The following is a 13,177-nucleotide window of genomic DNA, read 5'->3' on the forward strand; positions in this document are numbered from 1 at the left end:
GCAATGCCGGTTTGCGCGGCGAGGCGAGGCCGTGGCGAAGGTGCTTGACAAAGCGGCCATGGTCGTCGAAGAGGCTGGGCATGGCCATCGAGTTCATGGTGATGCCGCTCAGCCGCTACATCGCTGGTGACTTCATCTCGCCCGCGATGCGCATCGCGTGGGACGCGGGCTTGCCTTACTCGCTGATCGGGCCTCACGGCATGCGACAGATCCCCCAAGACACTCCATTCGGCGGTGCGGACGCATCCGCCCGACGCGAGGCCATCCTGGAAATGCTGCTCGGCGACCTGCGCGCCCTTCCCGAGATCGGAGACGCATCGTGGGACGAGAGCTCCGTCGCGGAGCCCGCCTTCCACCGCGTCGACCCGGGGTCGTACGAGGCTCTGCTGGAGGATGCGGCGCGACCCAAGAAGCGCGGCCTCTTCGGCATCTTCGGCACCGGGCCCTCGGCAATGCTGCATCTGGGAACGACGCTCCTGCTTCCATGCGACTTCGCCGCGACGATCGAGATGACCTCGCCTTTCGTGCGGCGAGTGGGATCGACCCCGCGGGCGCTGAAGGAGCTGTCGAACAGGCCGTGGTCGGCAAGGGCGGCGAGCGCCGTCGAGACGCTCCGCACAGCGCTCCAGGATGCGGCGCGCCGGGGCCTCCCCATGATCGTAGACCAGTGACGATTACGCGCGGAGTCGTCCCCGAGCATGTTGAGCCCCAGCACGAACCACCCGAGGGCGACCGCGCCCGCGGCGAGAATCGTATCCCGGAGGACAGCTCCGGCGGCGCCCCCGACCCCGGCGAGAACATCGGCGACACCGGCTGCGGCTGCCACGGCGCCCCCGGTGCGAGCGGTCTCCCGGCCCTGCTCGCCGCGCTGCTGCTCCGCCGCCGGTCGCGGCCGCGCTGACAACGGTCCCGACGACTCCGCGCAGGCCGTGCCCGCTCTGGTAATCGTGCTCGGGATTCACGGTCGGCACCTCTGTCTTTTCGGACAGCCTGCGCACGAAGTCGACGACCTGGTCGCGCTTGTCGTGGGGAACCCAGCGGTCCGTCAGGGCTCCCCAACAGTTTTTTTGTCCGGACCAGCAGCCGAGCGTCTTTTACGGCTGGCAGCGTCACCTGTTCGAGCACGGCGCGGCGGCCTTCGGGGAATCTCGCAAGCGCGTCGAGACCAGCCGGGAGCAGGAGCTGCTCGCGGAGAACGAGCGGCTGAAGGCCCGTCTGGCCCGCAAGGACGCCAATGCGGGGCGGGTCGGCCTTGCGGCCCTCGCGTGGGACCTCGGGCTGTTACGGGCGCTCGCTACGGTAGCCGCTCCACGAAGCGGCTCAGCAGGACACGCACGCCGGCTTCGCCGAAGTCGATCTCCAGCTTTGTATCAGCGCCGCTCTGCTCTTCGCGCTGGACGACGCCCTCTCCGAACTTGGGATGCTTCACGCGGTAGGGGCTCCGCGGCGTGCGCTCCGCAGCCGCCAGGCGGACTTCGAGCGTGGCCTTCGCCATCCACGCTTCGAGCGCCCGGCGCTCGGCGTCCGTCGGCTCCGACCCATGGAGGTGCCGCTCCACGACCTCGTCCAGCCAGTCGGCCACGGGCAGCGACGTCCGGCTCTGGTCGTCATCCGGGTACACGACGATCCGCGCCGCCGCCGCGCGTCGCTCGACGCAGATCCATTCATGTCCATCGCGGCCCAACGGCACGAGCGACGCCGGCACGCCAGCCTCCGCCGCCTCGTCCCGGAGGGAGGGAAGCTGCGCCAGATCGAGATCATACATGCCGAAGACGTCGGCGTCGCTGAACAGGAGCAAGATGGCCGGATCGAAGCGCAGCCCGAGCTCCCGCTCCACGCCCGCGACGGCCTCGGCGTCGAAGGACACGACGATCTCCGGCGTCGCAACGACGTCCGAACCGCGCTCGGCGGCGATGAGCGCGAGGTAGGCACGCTTGGCTGCACCCTCGATGAGGTGAGATCGTGGTAGGTCGGTCATGGCAGAGGCAGCGGGGGCGGTACCGCGACATCGTTCTCCATCGGCGCGGCGCTCGATGCAAGCCCCCTGCCGGTGCGCGCACTGCAAACCTGCTCTCGAGGCTACGGGGACGCCGTGGCGGCGGACAATGGCCGTCATGAGCGGGAGGACCCTTCCGCGGACGCCGGAACGTATGTCAAGCGTCGGACGTGAATCCGCTCGCCCGCGGCGGGCAATCTCAGCGGCGCCAGTGGAGCAACCTTGGTTCGCCTGTCAAGAGGTCGAAACCGTGCATCTGAAACGCCGGTTCCACTTCGACCTGGATTCAGGCCCAGGAGGGAGCTCCAGACAGGAGTCCGTGGGAAATTTTGGTGAAATCATGCACAAGCAGCGCTAGGCCCCCGTGCGGGCCCGTTTACGGTGGGAGGTCTCGAAAAGAGCCAATTTCGCGACGAAATCGACACGCGCTCCCTCAGAAACACCCCCGCTCGCCGAAAGCCGCGGATTCTCCATCAGTCGGGTGTTTCAAGAGGGATCGCGGGTGTCACGCGTAGGTCCGGAGTGAACCAGGATCCTCCGGGTTTGGCCACCACACGGCCACCAACCCGGGAGCCTCGCGGGGCGGCCCGTGCACGATCAACAGCCAGATTTTTGCGGAGCACTGGCCCGGGCATCGGAGCCCTCGCGGTCGCCATCCTGGACCAGGAGGCCGCAGCGACCATCTGTCAGTACAGGACGGTCGAACAGCGGGGCGCGAGCTGGACGAGGTTCGGGACGAGGGGCTGGTCGGGGGTGTCAGCGACGATCTCGATCTGCGTAAATCCAGCGGCGAGGCGACGAAATGGTTTTGGTAGAAACTCGACGGGCCGCAGGCTTGTAGGCCAGATCACAAGAATTTCTGGTCGAGCGTAGCCGGGCCGGAGGCGTGTCCGGAGATTGGCGCCGCGTGGCGAGGCCGGGTAGCGGGGAGGCGCCGGAAAAAAAAACGGGGACGCCGGGATCAAGAGTTGGCGCTCTCCGGCGTCCCCCAACAACCTCCCCCAGCGACATTGTCGAAGAGACAGGTCGCGTGAAGGCTGCCACAGGACGGTGGGATCCGCAACGGGGACCGGCACGGAGGTGTCGTCGATCGAGAGCCGAACGAGCCGCGGGAGCCGAGGGGGATCCCGCTGCGCTGTGGAGCGTGCGGGAGCGCGACGTGGGTGTGCGACGCGTGCTGGTGCGGGCGGCGCTACTGCGGGCCGGGCTGCGCCAGGCAGGGGCGGCTGCGGAGGCAACGGGCGTCGAATCGACGGTATCAGCAGTCGAGGAAGGGTCGGCGCAAGCACGCTCAGCGACAGGCGAAGTATCGAACGGCGCAGCGGGCGAAGAAAGTGACGGAGCAGTGTCTCCCGCAGGACGGCGGAGACGGCGATGACTACCGGGACGCGGGATCGATCAGCGTGGAGCTGGTGACCGCGTCAGAAGGAGATTCATCGCATGAACATCGGGACATGGTCGATGAGGCTGAGGCCGCGACCGACGACGATCGAGCTGAGGCTGCAAGCGCGGGGGCAGGAGCTGCTGCGGGCGATCCTGCCGCGGCCCTCCCATCCGCGGGCGCTGGTGGCGCTGCTCGAGGGCCTCGCGCTGTGGCAGGGGGATGCGCTGCGCGTTGCTGTGTGTGTGGACGGCAGCTGCGATTCGTCTGGGCTCACGGGTCTGGGACTCTTCGGCGCGACTCTGGATGATCCCGGGAGCCCGCTGGTGCACGCTTACGAGCTCGCTCCCTTGCGTCTTGTCCTCCGTCTCCGACGACCACGGCCGCCGTCGACCGTGCAGTGGGATCTCGATCTGACCGGAGGTGAGAAGTGACGACGTCGGCCTTGACTCGGGCGAATGTCCTGCGGCTGTTTCACGCCGAGGGCTGGCGGATCGGCACGATCGCCGCGCAGCTCGGCCTGCACCACGGCACGGTGCGCAGGATCCTCCAGCACAACGGCGTGAAGCTGCCGGCGCCGAAGCGGCGGACGAAGGTGGATCCGTACCGCGCCTTCATCCGCGAGACGCTCGAGAAGTACCCGAAGCTGCGCGCGACGCGGATCCTGCAGATGGTCCGCACGCGCGGCTACACCGGCCAGATCTCGCGGCTGCGCGAGGTGGTCCGCGAGCTGCGACCCCGCCGGGCCGAGGCGTACCTGCGCCTTGCGACCTTGCCCGGAGAACAGGCCCAAGTGGACTGGGCCGACTTCGGCAAGGTCCAGGTCGGCCGGGCGACGCGCAAGCTGATGGCCTTCGTCATGGTGCTGAGCTGGTCGCGCGCGCTGTTCGTGCGCTTCTTCTACGACGCGCGGATGCCGAGCTTCCTCGCTGGCCATGTGCATGCATTCGCGTACTTCGGCGGCGCCGCGCGGGTCGTGCTCTACGACAACCTGAAGAGCGCGGTGCTCGAGCGACAGGGCGACGCGATCCGCCTCCACCCGACGCTCGTCGAGTTCGCGGGGCACTACCGCTATGAACCCAGGCCGGTCGCGCCGAGGAGGGGAAACGAGAAGGGTCGTGTCGAACGCGCGATTCGCTACCTGCGCGACGCATTCTTCGCCGGCCGCACTTTCGTCGGCCTCGACGACCTCAACGCGCAGGTGCTCGCATTCTGCCAGACCCTCGCCATGCAAAGACTGTGGCCCGACGACCGCGCCCGCACGGTCGAAAGCGCCTTCGCCGAGGAGCGCCCCTTGCTGCTGGTGGCGTCCGGCGAGCCGTTTCCGTGCGCCGAGCAGCAGCCCGTGCGCGCCGGCAAGACCCCGTACGTGCGCTTCGATCGCAACGACTACTCGATCCCGCACACCCACGTCTGCAAGGAGCTCGTCGTCGTCGCCGACGCCGAGCGCGTGCGCGTCGTCGACGGGACGCACGTGATCGCCGAGCACGCCCGCTGCTACGGCGCCGGCGAGGTCCTCGAGGACAGGTCGCACATCGACGCGCTGTGGTCCGAAAAGACCGGCGCCCGGACACATCGGGAGCTCGATCGCCTGCGGCGCGCGGTCCCGCGGAGCCAGGACTTCCTGCGCGCCCTCGCCGAGCGCGGCGAGCCGCTCGCCCGCGCCACCCGTCAGCTCGAGGAGCTCCTCGACGCCCACGGCGCCTGTCTCTTGGAGCAGGCCATCGACGACGCGCTCGCACGCGAGTTGCTATACATCCCGGCGCTGCGCAAGGCGATTGAGCAGCTCGCCCCGCCAGGACACCGGGAGGCGCCGGAGCTCCCGACGCGCCTGCGCGCGATCGTCGTGCGCCCGCACGACCTCCGCACCTACGACGCGCTCACCGCCGAGGAGAACGACGATGGCGACGAAGACACCTGACGCGACGCTGCGCGAGCGCGCCGCCGCGCTCGGGCTCTACGGCCTGCTCGCCCGCTGGCACGCCATCGAGGCCGAGCCGTGGCTGCGCCCGCTCATCGAGGCCGAAGAGGACGAACGCTGTCGACGCAGCCTCGCGCGTCGCCTCGAGGGCGCCAAGATCGGCGCCTTTAAGCCGATCGCCGACTTCGATTGGACGCACCCGCGGAAGATCGACCGCGAGGCGATCGAGGCTCTCTTCGAGCTCGACTTCCTCCGCGAGCACACCAACGTCGTCCTGATCGGCTCGGGCGGCGTCGGTAAGACGATGATCGCCCGCAACCTCGCCCACCGCGCGATCCGGGCCGGCCACACCGTCCGCGTCGTCGAGGCCGCCCAGATGCTCGGCGATCTCGCGGCCCAGCCCGACACCACGCGCCTGCGGAAGCGCCTCCGCCGCTACACCTCTCCCGCGCTCCTCGTCGTGGACGAGGTCGGCTACATGTCCTATGGGCAAGGCTACGCCGATCTGCTCTTCCAGGTGGTCAGCCAGCGATACCAACGACTCTCGACAATCGTAACCACCAACCGGATCTTCAGCGAGTGGCAGGAGGTGTTTCCGAGCGCGACCAGCATCGTCGCCGTCATCGACCGCCTGTGCCACAACGCCGAGGTCCTCACCATCGACGCCGAATCCTACCGGAACAAGGAGACCGTCGAACGCAACACGACCCGCAGAGCCGCCAGGCGCTCTCGTCGCAAATCCTGAGCCGCCACGGTCACCCTCGCTCGACGCCGGCCTCGCCGGCGTTTTCTGCCGCCGATTTTCGCCGCTGATTTCTGCCGCTGGATTTACGCGGATCTACGCCGTCGTCAACAGGGGGTCGGGCTCGTCGGCGTGGGGTCCGGCAGTCGGGGCGGATCGCACGGGTGGTCCCAGCAGTGTTCGCCGCGGGAGTCGCCTGCACGCGGGCACGGACAGCTCGTCTGGATCATCGGGACCAATAGCTCCTCGGGTGGGGGCTGCGGGTCCGGGGGTGGCGCGGGCTGCAGGGAACTCGCGGCGCGACCGGGCAGTGCGGCGAGGACGGCCGCGACCTGGTCGCGACGGGTGGCGTCCCACATCGTCAGGGCGTGCTCACGTTCGACGAGGCAGTGCTCCGCCCACGCCGAGCCGCGGCGCTCGACGATTACGTGGTCCCACTCGCACCAGGTGCGGACGTGAATGGTGCCGAGCGTGGGGTCGTGTTCGCGGGAGCGACGGGAGCGGCCGACGCACGGCAGCGGGTCAGTCGTCGTGTCCGCGGGCGGCGGTCGCACGCTGCTCGGTGGTGGACCGGCGCATGCGACGAGCAGCGTGGCGAGGAAGACGAGGCAGTGCTCCGGCGTGGTCATGGGCGCCATGTTACCCGTCGACGGCGAGGTGGCGAAGAGAGCGAGGGAGCCGGCCGATTCGCTGGACGGCTCTGCGTTGCTCCGCCCCAAGCCCACGCGAGCGCGGACCCGGTGAGGTTGGCGAGCGGACCGTGCGTCATGGCCACGCCCTTCGGTCGCCCGGTCGAGCCTGATGTGTAGAGGACGTAGGCGGTGTCGATCACGTACTGCGCGCCGCTCATACGGGGGTCGGCTGTGAACGACCCACGCGTGTCAACGCCGGCAATGGCTGCCCCCCTTGCACACGTGCCGTGTTCCACGACCCCGGAGGAGTCCTCGGGAACGACCGAGCCTTCGGCCCGAGGTGACGCCGAGCAGCTTGGCCGCGTGGACGATCGAGCCGGCCTGCAGCAGTGCCTGCTCGCAGATGAGCCGTTCTGCCGCGGCGAGGTTGAAGCTTTCGAGCGTGATCGGCACCTTGTTCGTCGTCCTCGACGATCGACTGGCTCGCCGTTCTCGCGGCGAAGCTGCGGGTGTCGAGCGGGTCCTCACCGCCCGTCCGGTCAGAGCTGGGTCATCCCACCGTCGATGACCAGATCGATGCCGGTGGCGAAGCTGCTCTCGCTGGACGCGAGAAAGAGGGCGGCCGACGCGATCTCCGTGGGTCGGCCCAGCCGGCCGAGCGGCACCATCCTGGCGGCGGTGCGCCGGAACTCGGCGGCGGCGTCCTCCGAACCGGTCTGTAGCTCGATGATCGGCGTATCGATCGGCCCCGGGCTGAGGCAGTTCACGCGGATTCCACGGTCCTTGAGCTCCGCCGCCCACGTTCGCGCGAACGAGCGAACCGCGGCCTTCGTGGCGTTGTAGGCGCTGTGCCCGGCGTAGCCCTTTACGTTCATGCACGAGGAGACGAGTACGATGGCGCCGCCTTCCGCCAGGAGCGGCAGGGCCTTCTGCACCGTGAGCAACGTGCCCCGCACGTTCACGTCGAACATCTTCTCGTAGTGCGCCGCCGTCGCGTCGGAGAGGGGCGCCTGCTCGACGATGCCGGCGTTGGTCACCACGATGTCGACCCTTCCGCGCTCGGAGCGCGCCGTGGCGTAGAGCCGGTCGACGTCCTCGCTGTTCGAGACATCGCCTTGCACGGCCGTCACGTCCGCCCCGAGCGCGGCGCGGGCCGTCTCGAGCTCATCGGCGCGTCGTCCGGTGATGAACACGTGGGCGCCCTCGTCCCTGAAACGACGCGCGATCGCCAGACCGATGCCGCTACTTCCCCCCGTGACGATGGCGACCTTGCCTTCGAGCTGCTTCGACATGAAATCTCCTGCCTTCCTCGGAGATTGATTACTTCGAGGCCGCGCGGCGATCGAGCGCTCGTTTGGAAACCGGTCGTTGCAAGCCTTGCAACGATTCGCCTAGGCTCTCGCGATGGCTCCCGGCAAGCTCCCCGGCTCCGATTACGCGACGCTCGTCGACGACGTGCGCGATCTCCGTGCTTTCGCCCTCGTGTGCGACCTGCGCTCGCTGACCGCCGCGGCGAAGGTGATGCAGGAGAGCAAGGCGACGGTGAGCCGCCGCATCTCCCGGCTCGAATCGGTGCTCGGTACGGAGCTGCTTCGCCGATCCTCGCGGCTCGTCGAGATGACGGCGGACGGCGCCGGGTATCGGGCGCGCGTCGGCGCCATCCTCGAGCTCCTCGGAGATGCGAACGCGACGACTGTGTACGGCCGAGAAGCCGAACCGTCGGGCCAGCTCCGTGTGGCCGCCGTGCCTGGCCTCGACGCGGCGCTCGCCCCGGTGTTTCTGCGCTTCGCGGAGCAGTATCCGCAGGTCGTCGTCGCGGTGAGTCTGGCCTCCCGGCTCGTCGATCTGGAGGCCGAGCACTTCGATGTCGCGCTCCGTGCGTCCACGGCCCTCGCCGACTCGTCCCTCGTCGCGGTCCGGGTCGGCGACGCGCCGCTCGAGCGCATCCTGGTCGCTTCGCCGTCCTACCTCGCGGCCCGACCGGCCCCGCGCCGCATTCACGACCTCGCGACGCATCGTTTCATCGGCATGGGGGACACCGCGGCGCCGACGACACTCACGCTCGTCCGCCGGGCCAGCGACGAGACGGTCTCTCTCCGGTTGCCGGTCTTCTTCGCTAGCTCGAGCATCGCCTTCACGAAGGAACTGCTGCTCGCGGGCGCCGGCGTCGCCATCCTCCCCCGGCCGAGCGTGCAGCGTGAGCTCGACGAGCAGCGCCTCACTCATCTCTTCCCCGGATACATCGCGCCGGGTCCGAGCCTCTACCTCCTCCACCGCGGCGGCCGCTTCCTGGCCCCGAAGATCCGCGTCTTCGTCGATTTCGTCCGCGAAGCGCTGCACCCTGGCCGCCAGCGCTCACCACGACGATAAGCGATCGGACGCGGCGCCGATCCCTCGGCGTTCGACCGGCTGCGGACAGGCGAGGTCCCGTCCGTCATCTACGCCGTCGTCGACGAGGACATGGAGAAGAAGGGCGCCCTCAACGAGTGCAAGGAGGCCAACAACGCCACCGAGCACCTGGTCGGTGGGGAAGTTGAACTTCACGAGCTCGGAGGCGCCGGCGGCGAGCGGACCCCGCGTCTGGACGGTGCCGAGGTAGCCGAGGGTCTCCTCGTAGAACGAGACGTGACGCCGGGGCCGACACGCGATCCCTCAGAAACACCCCCGCTCGCCGAAAGCCGCGGATTCTCCAGCAAACGGGTGTTTCGAGAGGGAGCGCGGGTGTCACGCGTGGGTCCAGGGTGAACCAGGATCCTCCGGGTTTGGCCACCACACGGCCACCAGGCCAGAAGCCTCTTGGGGCGGGCCCTTCTCGTTCTCGGGCCCCAGCGCTCGCTCCTCGTCACACTCGAGCACCTCGATGCTGTCGACCCCGTTCGCGTCCGGTCGCCTGACAGTGCGGTTCTGCGCGGGAACTGGACGAGGTGATTGACGCGGCCAAGCGGGTCGCGATCCACGACGAGAACGTCGACGCCACTCCCCGTCCAGACACCAGCCAGGTTGCCCGCAAGGAACGTCGTCGCCACGACGCTGAGGAAAAGGCTCAACACGAGCACCATGGCGGGCTGTAGTGGTCGAGGTGGCCGTGTTCCCGCCGCAAGGCCGGCCGAGAGTCACCAGGTACGACTGCACTGCTCGCCGTTTGGCTCGGTCAGGGTCGCGGCTCAGACCGCCATGACCGCGTCGACGATGATGGGGTGGGGTAGCGCGGCCGATCGGCCTAGACACCACCGCCTCGGTCCCGCTGCGGAGGCGCGGCCCCTCATCTGGGAGGCCGAGGGCGGCTTGCCGCGAACGGGCGCCGCGGGCATCGTGGTGGGCATGAGCAAGTTCGAAGCGCTGCGGGACCCCGCGCTCCGGCTCGCCGTCGTCGAGACGCTGAGCAAGGCGCGGAAGCTCGACCTGGCGAAGATCCCGAAGGCGACCAGCCAGGACCGCGTCAACACGAAGACGCTGCAAGCGCTTGTGTCGCTCGCGGTGCCGGACCAGGCGCTCGCGAAGATCGCGGAGCTGTGGTGGGAGGGCGGCGGGCACAAGGTGCAGCACCAGGTGTGGCCGCTGTGGCATGGCGAGGACGACACGTTCTACGTGCACTCGCTCGCCGGGATCGAGGGGCTTGCGGGGCTCAAGAAGCTGACCTTGGCGACCGACGCGGACCTGCAGCCGTTGCTGCAGCTGCCGGCGCTCCGGTGGGCCAGGCTGCTGCTGGCGGGCGGCCAGGCGAAGTCCGCGGTGCTGGGCGAGCTGCGGGCACGCAAGGTCGAGGTGATCGTCGAGGGGATGGACGCGGTACCGAAGTCAGCGCGGCCGCTGACGCTGCCGCGGGGCTGACCGTCCGCAGCGGCCGGATTCTTGTGGACGCGGCTCAACCGCGACGACCCCTGGAGAACTTCGGGCCGGCTGTACTAGCGAGGTGCGAGGCGACTCAAGCCCCCAGGCGGTGTGAACCTCGGCCATCGACCGGGTGACTTTGCCAGCGGAACCGCGCGCCCTCAAGGAGCGTTCTCGTTCTCGTACCCGTCGCTGCCGAGCCGGCCCGACAGGCGTCACAAGGACCCAACACGCCGACGCCACCAGTACGAACTCCGAGGGCTCGATCGTCAAGTCTCTACGGCTTCAGGCGGTACGGCCGCTCGACGATGCTGGAGTCGGGCGGCCCACGCCAGTACGGCTCGATGAACTTGATGCGCTGATCCTTCCAAGCCGGATGAGGCCCGCGGAAGTGTCCGCGAACCAGGGATCGGTGCAGCAGTTCACCGCCGCCTCCTCGGATCACCTGCTGGATCCGCCGCAGTAGGGAGATGTCGATCTTGCCCGGCAGGAAGTGGATCGTCTCGGACGAGTAGTGTCGGGCTGGTCCTCGTGGTCGCGCCTCGGCTCGCTTCGCGGGAGGCTCGCGGCGCTGTGACTCGGACTCGGCGCTGGTCGCGTGCAGGAGGGCGTTGATCACGAGGCGGAGCAGGCCCTCGAGCGGGGCGCAACAGAACAGCGGATCCTCGAGGTTCTGGGTGCCCGGGCCCGGGTCATGGACGATGGTGTCGAGCGACGCCCCGGACTCGATCCAGAGATCGCGCTGGATGAGATACGGCCCGCGAAGGTCGAGGGCGTCGCACGCGAAGAAGAGGCGGACGCACCGGCGGTCGGCGCTGTGGGGGAATTCGATCACGTAGACGGTCACGACGCGCAACACGCCGCGCCAGCGAGCGTCATCCGACATCCGGGAGACCAGACGCTCGGCGAGCCCGAGCGCGTGGCGGTCGGTGAACACCAGCGCGAAGGCCGGGAACGGCACGCGGAGCATGTCTCCGGCGACTCTCGAGTCGACGACCCCGAGCGTCCAGCTCAGGCGCTCGTCGACCCAGAAAACCTTGCGCAGGTGAAGCTCGAAGTTGCAGCAGAGCTCGAGCGGGATGGCGAACTGCTCGGCCATGTCCGTGGGCGCGGCGTCACCCCTCCTGAGGGCCTCGCTGATACCACCGTCCAGCACATAGCGGCGATACGCCGGGTCACGGGCAAGGTCGTCGCGCGAGTAGGTCCGCTGCATCCGGTCCTTCTCCTCGCCGCCGATCCGCCCGACGATCGCGGCGACCGCCTCCTTGAGACCAGGGAAGCCGGCCTCGAGCATCTCGTGGCCCAGCGGTGGCGGATGCCGTAGCCTCTCCGCCTCCTCATCCTCGTCGCGGAGGTCGAGTTGCTGCCACAACCACGAGGGATCGTAGGCCGGCTCTTGCCGCCGCAGCGCGACCTTGTACCTGTCCTCGAGTTCGCGCAGGCTCTCGACGAGCCGCGGGCGCAGGTCCTCCTCGCGCGCCGCCTGGAGCGGAGTGAGCCCGTTCAGTGTCGGTTCCGGCTCATCGAGCCAACGTGCGAAGTGCCGCTCGAGGTGCAGCTCCTCCGCGTCGCGGTCGGCCTCCCGCCGTGCGGCGGCCGAGTCGATGACCCGAAGTTTCTGCGGGACCGGCGGTCCGAGCTGCGCTTCGCGCCACGCTTGCCACCGGCGGTAGAAGAAGGGCGGCAAGGTCTTGAGCAAGTCCGTGTCCGATGCTTGCGGGCGCTCTCGCCTCAACGCGGCGAGGTGCTCGACCAACTCGGCGCGTTGCCGGTCCCTCGGCACGTCGTGCTGTGGGAGGAAGCCGCCGTTGATCTCCGGGAGGCCCGAGGGACCGACCTGGATGACACGCGCCGCGACAAGGTCTCCGCGCTGCACCTCCAACGAGAAGACGGTCTCGTAGACGAAGACCTCGCGGCCGTCGAGGACGTCGCGGACCGTGATCGTGTACCCCGGCTCGACGTCGACGACCTCGTACAGGCGCATCACCGTGGCCCGCATCATCAACAAGTACCGGCGCTCTTCCGGCGGGAGCACGTTCGGCCCGCGCAAGAGTTCATCCACGCGGAACGAACCATCCTCACGCGGGACGTCGAACACCACCCAGCTCTTGAACGTATCGGTTGCCAGCAGGCACTCGCTGACCGATCCGTCATGCTCGATGTACACCCCCGCAGGCCCGTAGAAGACCTCATGTAGGGCGTCGTCGATCGCGTTGAACCGCGGCTCCGCGAGGAGCGCCCTGAGCCGCGCCTGGGCCGAGGCGTGCGCCACCGCCGTAGCCCGGGTAGGACGCTTCAGGAGGCAGCACCTCTTGTACTTCCTCCCGCTGCCGCACGGGCAAGACTCGTTGCGCCCGATCTTCCCCACGTGATCCCCCCAGAACGAGTGTCGCACAAGCCAGGGCACGACGGTCAGCGCGGATCCGCGTCGCGCGGCTGAACATCGCACTTGCGAGCGTGCTCGGGCGCGGGCCCCACCCCGCCCACGAGCAGCGCGACCCCGTCGACGGAGGCGCTGCTCGCCCCGATCACCAGGGCGACGCGGCGAGCCGGCGCGGCTGGGCGCGCAACAGTACGCGCGAGCGGGGTCCCCGCGTTGATGGACTTGATGCGGGTGAAGCGGATGATATCGGGCAATTCGAAGCCCATGCGGTTGCTCCGCTGCTGCAGATCG

General features: G+C 68.9%; 16 protein-coding genes and 1 pseudogene. 8 read left to right on the forward strand and 9 right to left on the reverse strand.

Features of this window, described 5'->3' with window-relative positions:
- Nucleotides 1-80 precede the first annotated feature (80 nt).
- On the forward strand, nucleotides 81-671 hold the full coding sequence (locus NAEX_RS11365) for a hypothetical protein (RefSeq protein WP_096327532.1): 591 nt from the start codon (nucleotides 81-83) through the stop codon (nucleotides 669-671).
- Nucleotides 668-901 carry an MYXO-CTERM sorting domain-containing protein gene (locus NAEX_RS11370; protein WP_096327533.1) on the forward strand — a complete coding sequence of 78 codons (234 nt, stop codon included), beginning with the start codon at nucleotides 668-670 and terminating at the stop codon, nucleotides 899-901. The genes NAEX_RS11365 and NAEX_RS11370 overlap by 4 nt, the downstream gene beginning before the upstream one ends.
- 393 nt (nucleotides 902-1,294) lie before the next feature.
- Here the strand turns inward: NAEX_RS11370 and NAEX_RS11375 are convergent, their stop codons facing one another.
- Complete coding sequence (locus tag NAEX_RS11375; RefSeq protein WP_096327534.1) at nucleotides 1,295-1,978, reverse strand: hypothetical protein; 684 nt, start codon at nucleotides 1,976-1,978, stop codon at nucleotides 1,295-1,297.
- Nucleotides 1,979-3,436: 1,458 nt separating this feature from the next.
- Between NAEX_RS11375 and NAEX_RS11380 the strand changes: the two genes are divergently transcribed.
- Genes NAEX_RS11380 through istB form a run of 3 tightly spaced genes read left to right on the forward strand, consistent with a single transcriptional unit; the run spans nucleotide 3,437 to nucleotide 6,043 of the window.
- A complete protein-coding gene (locus NAEX_RS11380; protein WP_096327535.1) occupies nucleotides 3,437-3,811 on the forward strand; it encodes a hypothetical protein in 375 nt (124 codons plus the stop codon).
- Nucleotides 3,808-5,298 carry an IS21 family transposase gene (gene istA / locus NAEX_RS11385; protein ID WP_096325671.1) on the forward strand — a complete coding sequence of 497 codons (1,491 nt, stop codon included), beginning with the start codon at nucleotides 3,808-3,810 and terminating at the stop codon, nucleotides 5,296-5,298. The genes NAEX_RS11380 and istA overlap by 4 nt, the downstream gene beginning before the upstream one ends.
- Nucleotides 5,279-6,043, forward strand: coding sequence for an IS21-like element helper ATPase IstB (istB, locus tag NAEX_RS11390; protein ID WP_096325670.1), 765 nt, complete (start codon nucleotides 5,279-5,281; stop codon nucleotides 6,041-6,043). Before istA ends, istB begins: the two co-directional genes overlap by 20 nt.
- A gap of 104 nt (nucleotides 6,044-6,147) precedes the next feature.
- Here istB and NAEX_RS11395 read toward each other — a convergent pair whose 3' ends face one another.
- The 4 genes from NAEX_RS11395 to NAEX_RS11400 form a co-directional block, all read right to left on the reverse strand.
- Nucleotides 6,148-6,669: a hypothetical protein gene (locus NAEX_RS11395; RefSeq protein WP_143141505.1), complete on the reverse strand. Its 522-nt coding sequence runs from the start codon at nucleotides 6,667-6,669 to the stop codon at nucleotides 6,148-6,150.
- Nucleotides 6,666-6,890, reverse strand: coding sequence for an AMP-binding protein (locus NAEX_RS54450; RefSeq protein WP_100793555.1), 225 nt, complete (start codon nucleotides 6,888-6,890; stop codon nucleotides 6,666-6,668). The genes NAEX_RS11395 and NAEX_RS54450 overlap by 4 nt, the downstream gene beginning before the upstream one ends.
- Before the next feature lie 31 nt (nucleotides 6,891-6,921).
- Nucleotides 6,922-7,125, reverse strand: coding sequence for a hypothetical protein (locus NAEX_RS47680; RefSeq protein ID WP_143141504.1), 204 nt, complete (start codon nucleotides 7,123-7,125; stop codon nucleotides 6,922-6,924).
- A gap of 86 nt (nucleotides 7,126-7,211) precedes the next feature.
- Nucleotides 7,212-7,964: an SDR family NAD(P)-dependent oxidoreductase gene (locus tag NAEX_RS11400; protein WP_096327537.1), complete on the reverse strand. Its 753-nt coding sequence runs from the start codon at nucleotides 7,962-7,964 to the stop codon at nucleotides 7,212-7,214.
- Nucleotides 7,965-8,076: 112 nt separating this feature from the next.
- Here NAEX_RS11400 and NAEX_RS11405 point away from each other — a divergent pair, with 112 nt between their 5' ends.
- Nucleotides 8,077-9,042 (forward strand): LysR family transcriptional regulator, encoded by a 966-nt coding sequence (locus NAEX_RS11405; RefSeq protein WP_096327538.1) that lies wholly within the window; start codon nucleotides 8,077-8,079, stop codon nucleotides 9,040-9,042.
- Here NAEX_RS11405 and NAEX_RS47685 read toward each other — a convergent pair.
- The gene (locus tag NAEX_RS47685) at nucleotides 9,028-9,216 is read right to left on the reverse strand and encodes a hypothetical protein (protein WP_143141503.1); all 189 of its coding nucleotides are present in this window, start codon (nucleotides 9,214-9,216) and stop codon (nucleotides 9,028-9,030) included. The genes NAEX_RS11405 and NAEX_RS47685 overlap by 15 nt on opposite strands.
- A gap of 380 nt (nucleotides 9,217-9,596) precedes the next feature.
- On the opposite strand from NAEX_RS47685, the gene NAEX_RS50015 reads away from it, so the two are divergent.
- Nucleotides 9,597-9,743, forward strand: coding sequence for a hypothetical protein (locus tag NAEX_RS50015; RefSeq protein ID WP_170135646.1), 147 nt, complete (start codon nucleotides 9,597-9,599; stop codon nucleotides 9,741-9,743).
- A gap of 103 nt (nucleotides 9,744-9,846) precedes the next feature.
- Nucleotides 9,847-10,503, forward strand: a complete 657-nt coding sequence (locus tag NAEX_RS11410; RefSeq protein WP_143141502.1) for a DUF6892 domain-containing protein — start codon at nucleotides 9,847-9,849, stop codon at nucleotides 10,501-10,503.
- 277 nt (nucleotides 10,504-10,780) lie between these two features.
- Here the strand turns inward: NAEX_RS11410 and NAEX_RS11415 are convergent, their stop codons facing one another.
- The 3 genes and pseudogenes from NAEX_RS11415 to NAEX_RS50020 form a co-directional block, all read right to left on the reverse strand.
- Entirely contained in the window at nucleotides 10,781-12,775 is a 1,995-nt protein-coding gene (locus NAEX_RS11415) for a DUF7986 domain-containing protein (protein ID WP_245913679.1), read from the reverse strand.
- A 27-nt stretch (nucleotides 12,776-12,802) separates the two neighbouring features.
- Nucleotides 12,803-12,952 (reverse strand): annotated as a pseudogene (locus tag NAEX_RS54455) (SEC-C metal-binding domain-containing protein); the annotation flags it as partial.
- Nucleotides 12,916-13,152, reverse strand: coding sequence for a hypothetical protein (locus tag NAEX_RS50020; protein WP_170135648.1), 237 nt, complete (start codon nucleotides 13,150-13,152; stop codon nucleotides 12,916-12,918). The pseudogene NAEX_RS54455 and the gene NAEX_RS50020, both read right to left, overlap by 37 nt.
- Nucleotides 13,153-13,177: the final 25 nt, after the last annotated feature.

The organism is Nannocystis exedens, from assembly GCF_002343915.1.
Taxonomy (GTDB): Bacteria; Myxococcota_A; Polyangia; order Nannocystales; family Nannocystaceae; genus Nannocystis; species Nannocystis exedens.